This is a genomic window from Kitasatospora sp. NPDC029367, from assembly GCF_055569135.1.
Map to the genome: position 1 here is coordinate 1 of NZ_JBVHYH010000133.1, position 9,635 is coordinate 9,635.

The following is a 9,635-nucleotide window of genomic DNA, read 5'->3' on the forward strand; positions in this document are numbered from 1 at the left end:
GCCAGGTAAGCCATTGGACCCAGGAATAACCTCCGAATTCCTCCCGGCTATGCCGGGGATACAACCAGGCGCTTTCAGGGCGCACTCGAACCAGACGGACTTGCCGGTCTTGCGGGGCTCCGTGCCGAAACGGTGGGTGAGCGAGCGGACGAGGTGCAGGCCCCTGCCGGAGACGGCGAACGGGTCGGAGTCCTCGCGCGGGGAGGGGAGGACGGGGCTCCCGTCACTGACCGAGACGCGGAGCACCTCCCCGATGATGAGGACCACCACGATGGGCGCCGCACTGCCGCCGTGGCGCCAGGCGTTGACGAAGAGTTCGAGGAGCGCGAGCTCGGCGTCGGCGACCAGGCCGGGCTTCCACCCGGCGCGCGAGGTGGCCTCGCGCAACTCCTCGCGCGGGGCCGACCAGTCAGGGGGGAGTTCGAGGGAGAACACGAAGATACCTCCGTGGGAGTCGAGAGATACCTCCGAGCGGTTGATGGTCAATCAGAAGAGACCGCTCGGAGCGTGATCGTGATGCGAGAGCACAGCGAGACACCTGGCGATTGCCGTCTGTGTGCAGCTTGTCACGCTCAGCATGGAGCCAAAGGCTTGCTCTTGGCAACTCGTCTCAGAACTTTGGATATATCCAAATCGAACGCCAACCCAGGCTCCTACAGTGGTAGTTGCCGGTGGCGAATCTGACCGCCGGGAAGGCAGACTGATCCGCGAGGCTCAGAGAGGGCGGGGATGGCCGGAACAACAGGTCCAACGGTTCGACGGAGGCAACTCGGAGCCGAACTGCGCCGCAGGAGAGAGGAAGCCGGCCTCTCGCACGAGGAAGTCGCCGAAGCCCTGGGCGGCATGAGCCAGCCGAAGCTGTCCCGCATCGAGAATGGCCGTGGCGCCACCAAGGTCGATGACGTCAAGCGACTCCTCGCGCTGTACAAGTGCGAGGACCACGAGCTGATCTCCGCCCTCGTGGAGCTGGCCAAACGTGGATCACAGCGCGGGACCTGGTGGCAGAGCTACAGCGCTGACATCGGCGAGCCGCTCGGCAATCTCATCTCGCTGGAGGCAAGCGCCGCATCCATGCGGTCCTACGAGGGCTTCTTCATTCCCGGCCTTCTCCAGACGCCCGCCTACGCGCGCGAGATCATCAAGAAGCTCACTCTTCGCCCCGGAGTCAATGTCGAGGCGCTCGTCGACGTCCGCATGGCACGCCAGAGTGCGCTGACCAGGGCAGAACCACTCACGCTCTGGGCAGTGATCCACGAGGCGGCGATCCGGTCCGGAGTCGGCGGACCGAAGGTCATGGCGGAGCAACTTTCGAGGATCGCCGACCGCGCCAGTCAGCCCAACATCAACATCCAGGTGATGCCCATCGGCGCGCCTGCGCATCACGGCATGGGCGGCGCCTTCTCCATCCTCGGATTTCCGCAGCGGCAGGATCTCGATGTCGTCCTCGTGGAAGGAGCGTTGAACGACCTCTGGGTCGAAGATGCTGCCGCTGTGGCGCTCTACACGGCGAAGTTCGACGCCATTCGAGCAGACGCTCTGGGCCTCGACGACTCCCTCGCCCTGATCATCGAACAGAGAGACAAGCTCACATGACGCCCATCTGGCAGAAGTCATCCCATAGCAACGAGTCGACGAACTGCGTCGAGTTCGCGATCGACAATGGTCCGGTCACACTCGTCCGTGACAGCAAGGACCCTTCCGGTCCGGCCCTGGCCTTCGACCGGGCGGCGCATGAGGCCTTCATCAGGGCCATCTCTGCTGGGGAGTTCGACTTCGGTCTCCTCTGAGCGCCCACGAGAGCGGTGGGTTGCCCCCCCCCCGGCCGGGGGACCCCCCCCCCCCCCCCCCCCCCCCCCCCCCCCCCCCCCCAGCCCCCCCCCCCCCCCCCCCCCCCCCCCCCCCCCCCCCCCCCCCCCCGCCGCGGTCAGGACGGGTCGCCGTACACCACGCCGCGGCCGTAGCTGCCGAAATACACGCGGCCGTACACGTCGGGGTCGCCCGTGATGACGTTGATGACCGTCCCGCCGTACTGGTGCTGGTCGTCGTTGATCCGGACCCAGGTCGAGCCGGCGTCGGTGGAGCGGAACAGCCCGGTCACACCCTTGACCGTCCCGCTGAGGTAGAGGGCCTGGTAGCCGGCGCCCGGTGCCGCCTTGCCGAAGCCGAGGCCGCTCGCCGCGTCCACTCCGGCGACCTTGGTGAAGCTCGCCCCGCCGTTGGTGGAGTGCTGGAGCCCGCCGTCCTTGCTCGCGATCCACAGATCGCCCGCGACGCCCGGGACGGCCTTGAGCTGGCCCCAGGCCACGCCGGTGGCGCGGATGGTGAAGTGCCTGCCGCCGTCGGTGCTGGCGTAGAGGGTGCCGCCGCTGAGGGCGTAGAAGGTGTTCGCCGCGGAGCGGTCGGCCACCACGGCCGCGTCCTTGGGCAGGCCGGAGACCGCCGTCCAGGACGCGCCGCGGTTGGTCGAGACGAACGGCACCTGGCCCTCCGGGGTCCACACCACGGTGGCCCCGTCCGCCGAGACGGCGGTGGAGCCGGCGGCCGCGTCGGCCGTCGGCGCCGTCGCGAACGGCGACCAGGTCGCTCCGCCGTCGGTCGAGTAGGCGCCGTGCTGCTCGCCGCCGGAGCCGACCCGCACGGAGAACGACGGCTTGGCCTGGGCGAAGTCGATGCCCGTGGCGGTGGTGAACTTCGGCCCGACCAGCTGCCGGGTCGGGGACTTGGTCAGGTCGTCGTGCCGGAATCCGCTCTGGTCGCCGAGCGCGCTGACCAGCGGGAAGCCGGGCGCCTTGATCAGTCCGTTGGTCGCGGTCTCCTCCACCCCCTTGGGGATGGTCCAGTGGGTGGCGCCCCCGTGGTCCGCCGCGGTCACGTCGGTGCTGCGCCACATGCCCGATCCGGTGCCGTACAGGACGTGTCCGGAGTCGAACGGGTCGATGGCCAGCGCGCCCATCCAGTGCCCGACGCTGCCGGACCCCACGTAGGGCGCCGCCGAGGCGTCGCGCACGGCGGTCGAGCCCAGCGCCTTCCAGGTCGCGCCGCCGTCGGTCGACCGGTAGAGCTCCTCGTTGGGGTACCAGCGGTTGAGGGTGGTGACCATCACCGTGTCCGGGTGCTCGGCGTCGACCGCGAGACCGGCGAAGCCGTAGTGGCCGCTGGACGGCGAGACGTTCTTCCACGCCCCGGTGGACGGCGTGTACTTCCACACCGATCCGGCCGTCACCGGCTGCGGGCCCGGACCGTCGCTGTACGTCAGGTAGAGCGAGCCGTCGCCGGACAGCACGCCGTGGTGCGGCAACTGACCCGTCGGCTGGCCCTGCACGGCCTGCCAGGAGTTGCCGCCGTCGGTGGAGCGGTACAGGGAGGTCGACTTGTCGGCCACGCCGACGTAGATCGTCTTGCTGCCCGCCGGGCCGAAGGTCACGAAGGACAGGCCGACCCCGCTGCTCGCGCCGTCCTTGACGGGGAAGGCGCCGACCTGGCTCCACGTCGCGCCGTAGTCCGTGCTGTGCCACAGGCCGTTCTTGCGGGTGCCCAGGTAGAGCCTGCTGTGGTCGGACGGGTCCACCACCAGGCGCTCGCCCATCGACCGGCCGTCCTCGTTGCCGCCCAGTTTGAACGGCAGGTCGGTGCGCTGGAAGGTCCTGCCCTGGTCGGTGGAGCGCAGGATCGAGCCGTTGCCCGCCCAGCCGTTGGTGTACGTGCCGCTCGCCAGGTACAGCCGGTTCGGGTCGACCGGGTCGGTCGCCAGGCTCTCGATGCCCAGCAGGTTCCAGTCGCTGATCCAGTCGGTGATCGAGGTCCACTGGCCGGCGGCCGCGTCCCAGCGGTAGGCGCCGCCGATGTCGGTGCGGGCGTAGAGGAGGTCCTTGCGGCTGGGGTTGAAGACGAAGCCGGTGACGAACCCGCCGCCGACGATCTGGGCGTTCTTCCACACGTACGGTCCGGTGGCCTGCGCGCCGTCGGTCGCGGGCATCCTCACCAGCTTCCACTGCTGGTTGCTCCCGCCCCAGCCGGGATACTGGATGACCGCCGCGCCCTGGGCGGTGGAGGCTCCGGAGACGTCCAGGACCTGGCCGCTCCTGCGGGAGGTGAAGGTGACGGCGTCGGAACCGCTCACATCGTCGATCCGCCACTGCTGGGCGGCGGCGGAACGATCCGTCTGCTGCTCGGCGGTGGCCGTCCGGTCGGTCGAATCCCCCGCTATGCCCAGCACCTTGCCGCTGTTGCGGTTCACCAGCTCGTAGTAGCCGTCCCCGGTGGGCCTCAGCCGCCACTGCTGGTTGGCCGTCGCCTGGTCCGTCCACTGCTGGATACGGGTGCCGTCGGCGGTGGAGAAGGCGTCGACGTCCAGCACCTTGCCGCTGCGCACGGAGACCAGCCGGTAGTAGGCATCGCCGTCGACCGTCGCGGCCTGGGACTCCTCGTGGGTGAACACGAAGTACGACCCGACGGCGACGGGCACGCCGAGCAGCAGCGCGGTCGCGCTCATCGCGCGCCGGCGGTGGCGCCCACGGGCACGCCCTGCGCTGCCGGCCGCCCGGGCGCGCCGGCCGCGGCCCTCCGCCGTGGCATCCGTCTCGTTCATGGGGGCTACTCCTTGCTTCGGCCCCGCCGCCGCACCACACCCGGTCGTACGGGCGGGCGCGCGGCGGCGGCAGGCGGTGGGATCGGACGAACCGCGGGGTGTTCCGCCCTCGGTGTCGCCTGTCAGTTGCCGCCGTCGCGCGGGAGGTTGCCGCCCGCCGAAAAAAGTTTCGACCTCGGAGGTGGGCCCGACCTCCGGTGCAGCCACCGGCCCTGGAAACCCCCGCCGACGGCCCGCGCGGTGATCGCGCACAATGGCGGTCGTGGAGGAGAGGGAGTCGGTCATGGGTATCGAGAGCCGCCCGGTGACGCTGCGGGTGATCGCCGACCAGCTGGGGCTGGACGTGTCCACCGTCTCCAGGGTCCTGAACGGATCCGAAGGCGACGGGCGGCGGGCCGCCTCGGGCACGACGGCCCGTCGGGTCCGGGACCTGGCCGAGGAGTTGGGCTACCGGCGCGATCCCGCCGCCGTCAGTCTGCGGACCCGGCGCAGCAACCTGATCGGGGTGGTGTTCGCCCGGCTGTCCGAGATCGTCGTCGCGACCATCTACGAGGGCATCGAGGAGGAGGCCGCGCGGCACGGGTTCGCGGCCTTCGTCACCAACACCCAGGACGATCCGGTCCGCCAGCGCGAGCGGATCGCGATGGTCCTCGGCCGGCGGGTGGACGGCCTCATCATCGGCGACGCGCACCTGGACGGCGCCGCCCTGGCGGACCCGGCGCTCCGCGACACGCCGCACGTCCTGGTCAACCGCCGTACCGACGGCGGGCTTCCGGCCGTCACCTGTGACGACTACCGGGGAGGGCGCCTGGTCGCCGAGCACTTCCTGCGGCTGGGGCACCGCCGGGTCGGCTGCGTCGCGGGGGAGCCCTTCGCCAGCACCGGCACCGACCGCACCGCCGGCTTCGTCGACCGGTACGCGGAGGCCGGTCTGCCGGTGCCGCCCGAACTGGTGCGGCACTGCGCCTTCGACACCGCGGGCGGCCGCGAGGCGGCGACCGCCCTGCTGACCGCCGACGGCCGCCCCACGGCACTGTTCGCCGTCAACGACCTGGCCGCCATCGGGGTCCTGGGAGCGGCCCGGGACCTCGGCAGGCACCCGGGGCGGGACCTCGCCCTGGCGGGCTTCAACGACACCCCGGTCGCCGCCGAGCTGCCGGTCGCGCTGACCACGGTCCGCTCGCCGATGGCGGAGCAGGGCCGGGTGGCGGTGCGGGAGCTGCTGCGCCGGATCGGCGGCGCGCCCGCCCGCTCCCGGCGGCTCGCGCCCGAGCTGGTGGAGCGGGCCTCCAGCGGAACGGCTGTCGGGCCGTCACTTCTCCGGTCCAGCTGAGGAGTTCCGGCCTCTGGCGCCTTCGGTCGAACCTGCCTATCATCCAACCCAAACGATTGGGCCAAACGTTTGGGTTGGGGGGAAGTCATGTCACAGGCGATGCCCAGGGGTGGCTCTGTGAGCGTTCACCACGTCCGCCGTTACGTTCCGCTGGCGGTCTGGAAGTGGGCCTTCATCGCCCTGGTCCTGCTCTTCTGGTTGCTGATCTACCACGGCATCCTGTGGCAGGGGCTGGTGGTCGACGCGGTCGTGCTGGGCGGCCTGGTGGTCATCGGTCAGCTCCCGCCGAGCGTGGGCCTGCGGAGCGTCGAGGTGCGCCCGGAGGGCCTGCGGCTGCGCTTCGCCCGCACGCCGGACCCGATGCTGCTCGGCTGGGCCGACATCCTGGACGTCAGCTACCGCCCCGGCTACGCGGAGACCCGCCGCAGCGGCCGCCGGGAGGTGTCGACGTTCCACCACACGACCGTCGCCCTGCTGGTCCGCGGGAGGGAGGAGCCACTGGTCCTGGTGCACGTCCGTCGGCCCAAGCGGCTGGCGCTGCTGATCGCCTCCCACGCGGCCCGGGCGCGCGCCCGGGCGGCCGGGCTGGAGCGCCGGGACGGCGAGGGGGTCTGACCGGCGCGGCGATGCTGTACTTGACGATTGAACAAGAGACTGAACGCGGCAGGACGGGCACGGTGCCGCCGCACCGTGCCCGTCCTGCCGCGTCGCTCAACGGCTTGCCGCGTCGCTCACCGGATCAGGAACCGGCCCGGCGCTTGTTGTAGACGTCGAAGCCCACGGCCGCGAGCAGCACCAGGCCCTTGATCACCTGCTGGTAGTCGGTGCCGACGCCGACCAGCGACATGCCGTTGTTCAGCACGCCGAGCACCAGGCCGCCGATGATCGCGCCCATCACGGTGCCCACGCCGCCGCTGGCGGAGGCGCCGCCGATGAAGGCGGCGGCGATCGCCTCCAGCTCGAAGTTGATGCCGGCCTGCGGGGTGCCGGCGTTGAGCCGTGCGGCGAAGACCAACCCGGCCAGTGCGGCGAGGACGCCCATGTTGGTGAAGGCGAGGAAGACGACCCGCTTGCTCTTCACACCGGACAGCTTGGCCGCCGCCTCGTTGCCGCCGATGGCGTAGGTGTGCCGGCCGATGATCGAGTTGCGCATCAGGTAGCCGAAGCCGACCAGCAGGGCGCCGAGGATCAGCAGGACGATCGGCACGCCGTGGTAGCTGGCCAGCAGCAGGGTGAACACGACCACGGCCGCCGTGATCACGGCGAGCTTGGCCAGGAACAGCCCGAGCGGGAGCACCTCCAGCCCGTACGAGGCGGTCTGCCGCCGGCCGCGCAGCTCCTGGAGGACGGCCACGGCCAACACCGCGAGACCGAGCAGCAGGGTGAGGTTGTGGTAGTTGGTGTGCGGACCCACCTCGGGCAGGAAGCCGCTGCTGATGCTCTGGAAGCCCTTGGGGAACGGCGCCACCGACTGGCCCTGCAGCAGGATCTGGGTGCCGCCGCGGAAGAGCAGCATGCCCGCCAGGGTGACGATGAAGGACGGGATCCCGAGGTAGGCGATCCAGAAGCCCTGCCAGGCGCCGGCCAGGGCGCCGATCACCAGCGCGATCAGCATCGCCACGGGCCACGGCAGGTGGTGCTCGACCATCATCACCGCGGCGGCGGCCCCGACGAAGGCGGCCAGGGAGCCGACCGACAGGTCGATGTGCCCGGCGATGATGACGATCATCATCCCGATCGCCAGGATGAGGATGTAGCCGTTCTGCTGGATCAGGTTGGTGATGTTGAGCGGCTGGAGCAGGATGCCGTCGGTCCAGATCTGGAACAGCAGCACGATCAGCGCCAGGGCGACCAGCATGCCGTACTGGCGCACGTTGCCGCGCAGTGCGCGGGCCAGGGCGGCGCCGACGGACGGGCTCGGGTCGGGCTCGGGCCCGTTCTGGGCGGAGTCCGGGATGATCTCGGTCTGGGCCATGCCTCACACCTGCTCGTTGCTGGATGCGGCGCTCATGGTCATGAGCCGCATGAGGGATTCCTGGGTGGCGTCGGCGCGGGCGACCTCGCCGGTGATCCGGCCTTCGGCCATGGTGTAGATCCGGTCGCACAGGCCGAGGAGTTCGGGGAGTTCGGACGAGATGACGAGTACGGCCTTGCCCTGGGCGGCCAGTTCGGCGATGACGGTGTAGATCTCCGCCTTGGCGCCGATGTCGATGCCGCGGGTCGGCTCGTCGAGGATCAGCACCTCGGGCCCGGCGAAGATCCACTTGCTGAGGACGACCTTCTGCTGGTTGCCGCCGCTGAGCGTGCCGGTCCGGGTGAACACCGTCGGGGCCTTGATGTTCATGGTCCGCCGGAACGATTCGGCGACCTTGCTCTCCTCGTGCCGGTCGACCCGGCCGTACCGGGCGACCTTGCCGAGCGCGCTCAGCGAGATGTTCCGGCTGATGTCGTCGATCAGGTTGAGGCCGAAGTGCTTGCGGTCCTCGGTGACGTAGGCGATGCCGTGGCCGATGGCCTCCGGCACCGTCCGGGTGCGGATCTCCCGGCCGTGCAGCAGCACCCGGCCACCGGCCCAGCGCCCGTAGGAGCGGCCGAAGACGCTCATCGCGAGCTCCGTGCGGCCGGCGCCCATCAGGCCGGCGACGCCGACGATCTCGCCGCGCCGCACGTTCAGGGAGGCGCCGTCCACCACGGTGCGCTGCTGGTCGATCGGGTGGCGCACGGTCCAGCCGTCGATCTCGAAGGCGACCTCGCCGATGTCGGGGGTGCGCTCGGGGTAGCGGTGCTCCAGGTCCCGGCCGACCATGCCGCGGATGATCCGGTCCTCGGAGATGCCCTCCGGGCCGATCGCGATGGTCTCGATGGTCTGCCCGTCGCGCAGGATGGTGACGGCGTCGGCGACCCGGGCGATCTCGTTCAGCTTGTGCGAGATGATGATGCAGGAGATGCCCTGCGCCTTGAGCTCCAGGATCAGGTCGAGGAGCTTGCGGCTGTCCTCGTCGTTCAGCGCGGCGGTCGGCTCGTCGAGGATGAGCAGCTTGACCTTCTTGGCCAACGCCTTGGCGATCTCGACCAGTTGCTGCTTGCCCACGCCGAGGTCGGCGATCCGGGTGTGCGGGCTCTCCGCCAGGCCGACCTGCCGGAGCAGTTCGCCGGCGTGGGTGAGGGTCCGGTGCCAGCTGATGATGCCCCGGGTGGCGTGCTCGTTGCCCAGGAAGACGTTCTCGGCGATGGACAGGTACGGCACCAGGGCGAGTTCCTGGTGGATGATGACGATGCCGCGCTGCTCGCTGGCCCGGATGTCCTTGAACTGGCAGGGCTCGCCCTCGAAGAGGATCTCGCCCTCGTAACTGCCGTGCGGGTAGACCCCGCTGAGCACCTTCATCAGGGTGGACTTGCCGGCGCCGTTCTCGCCGCAGATGGCGTGCACCTCGCCGGCCGCCACGGTCAGGTTGACCTCGGAGAGTGCCTTGACGCCGGGGAACGACTTGCTGATCGACCGCATTTCGAGAACGGGTCCAGCCATGGGTGTGCGTCCGTATCGTTCGGGGCGGTGCGGCCCGTAGGGCGCCCGGGGGAGTCCGGGCGCCGCACCGCCGGTTCGGCGGGGGGGGGGGTGGGGGGGGGTGGGGGGGGGGGGGTGGGGGGGGGGGGGGGGGGGGTGGAGGTGGAATACGGGCGGTGGGAGGCGTCCACGGCGGGGGTGTGGAGCGG

8 protein-coding genes are annotated in these 9,635 nt (G+C 70.6%); 4 read left to right on the forward strand and 4 right to left on the reverse strand.

The features are described from left to right. The coding region (locus ACZ4W5_RS37260) for an ATP-binding protein (protein WP_465659626.1) at positions 1 to 435 on the reverse strand (435 nt) is incomplete at its 3' end. A 294-nt stretch (positions 436 to 729) separates the two neighbouring features. Between ACZ4W5_RS37260 and ACZ4W5_RS37265 the strand changes: the two genes are divergently transcribed. Both ACZ4W5_RS37265 and ACZ4W5_RS37270 read left to right on the forward strand, forming a co-directional pair. Continuing rightward, complete coding sequence (locus ACZ4W5_RS37265) at positions 730 to 1,593, forward strand: helix-turn-helix domain-containing protein (RefSeq protein WP_360234877.1); 864 nt, start codon at positions 730 to 732, stop codon at positions 1,591 to 1,593. Next, the gene (locus ACZ4W5_RS37270; protein WP_360234874.1) at positions 1,590 to 1,787 is read left to right on the forward strand and encodes a DUF397 domain-containing protein; all 198 of its coding nucleotides are present in this window, start codon (positions 1,590 to 1,592) and stop codon (positions 1,785 to 1,787) included. Before ACZ4W5_RS37265 ends, ACZ4W5_RS37270 begins: the two co-directional genes overlap by 4 nt. A 137-nt stretch (positions 1,788 to 1,924) precedes the next feature. Here the strand turns inward: ACZ4W5_RS37270 and ACZ4W5_RS37275 are convergent, their stop codons facing one another. Then, positions 1,925 to 4,492 (reverse strand): RICIN domain-containing protein, encoded by a 2,568-nt coding sequence (locus ACZ4W5_RS37275; RefSeq protein ID WP_465659634.1) that lies wholly within the window; start codon positions 4,490 to 4,492, stop codon positions 1,925 to 1,927. A gap of 379 nt (positions 4,493 to 4,871) precedes the next feature. On the opposite strand from ACZ4W5_RS37275, the gene ACZ4W5_RS37280 reads away from it, so the two are divergent. Together ACZ4W5_RS37280 and ACZ4W5_RS37285 are read left to right on the forward strand one after the other, a co-directional pair. Next, positions 4,872 to 5,921 carry a LacI family DNA-binding transcriptional regulator gene (locus ACZ4W5_RS37280; RefSeq protein WP_465659628.1) on the forward strand — a complete coding sequence of 350 codons (1,050 nt, stop codon included), beginning with the start codon at positions 4,872 to 4,874 and terminating at the stop codon, positions 5,919 to 5,921. A 117-nt stretch (positions 5,922 to 6,038) separates the two neighbouring features. Next, a complete protein-coding gene (locus ACZ4W5_RS37285; RefSeq protein WP_465659630.1) occupies positions 6,039 to 6,536 on the forward strand; it encodes a hypothetical protein in 498 nt (165 codons plus the stop codon). A 124-nt stretch (positions 6,537 to 6,660) separates the two neighbouring features. Here ACZ4W5_RS37285 and mmsB read toward each other — a convergent pair whose 3' ends face one another. Then, entirely contained in the window at positions 6,661 to 7,896 is a 1,236-nt protein-coding gene (gene mmsB / locus ACZ4W5_RS37290; protein WP_360229194.1) for a multiple monosaccharide ABC transporter permease, read from the reverse strand. A 3-nt stretch (positions 7,897 to 7,899) separates the two neighbouring features. Next, positions 7,900 to 9,447: a multiple monosaccharide ABC transporter ATP-binding protein gene (gene mmsA / locus ACZ4W5_RS37295; protein ID WP_465659632.1), complete on the reverse strand. Its 1,548-nt coding sequence runs from the start codon at positions 9,445 to 9,447 to the stop codon at positions 7,900 to 7,902. Positions 9,448 to 9,635 lie beyond the last annotated feature (188 nt).

What these genes read in the sequence shown, in the direction of transcription:
- ACZ4W5_RS37265 (WP_360234877.1), top strand. Translation starts at nt 730, where the DNA reads ATGGCCGGAACAACAGGTCCAACGGTTCGACGGAGGCAACTCGGAGCC.
- ACZ4W5_RS37270 (WP_360234874.1), top strand. Translation starts at nt 1,590, where the DNA reads ATGACGCCCATCTGGCAGAAGTCATCCCATAGCAACGAGTCGACGAAC.
- ACZ4W5_RS37275 (WP_465659634.1), bottom strand. Translation starts at nt 4,492, where the DNA reads ATGAGCGCGACCGCGCTGCTGCTCGGCGTGCCCGTCGCCGTCGGGTCG.
- ACZ4W5_RS37280 (WP_465659628.1), top strand. Translation starts at nt 4,872, where the DNA reads ATGGGTATCGAGAGCCGCCCGGTGACGCTGCGGGTGATCGCCGACCAG.
- mmsB (WP_360229194.1), bottom strand. Translation starts at nt 7,896, where the DNA reads ATGGCCCAGACCGAGATCATCCCGGACTCCGCCCAGAACGGGCCCGAG.
- mmsA (WP_465659632.1), bottom strand. Translation starts at nt 9,447, where the DNA reads ATGGCTGGACCCGTTCTCGAAATGCGGTCGATCAGCAAGTCGTTCCCC.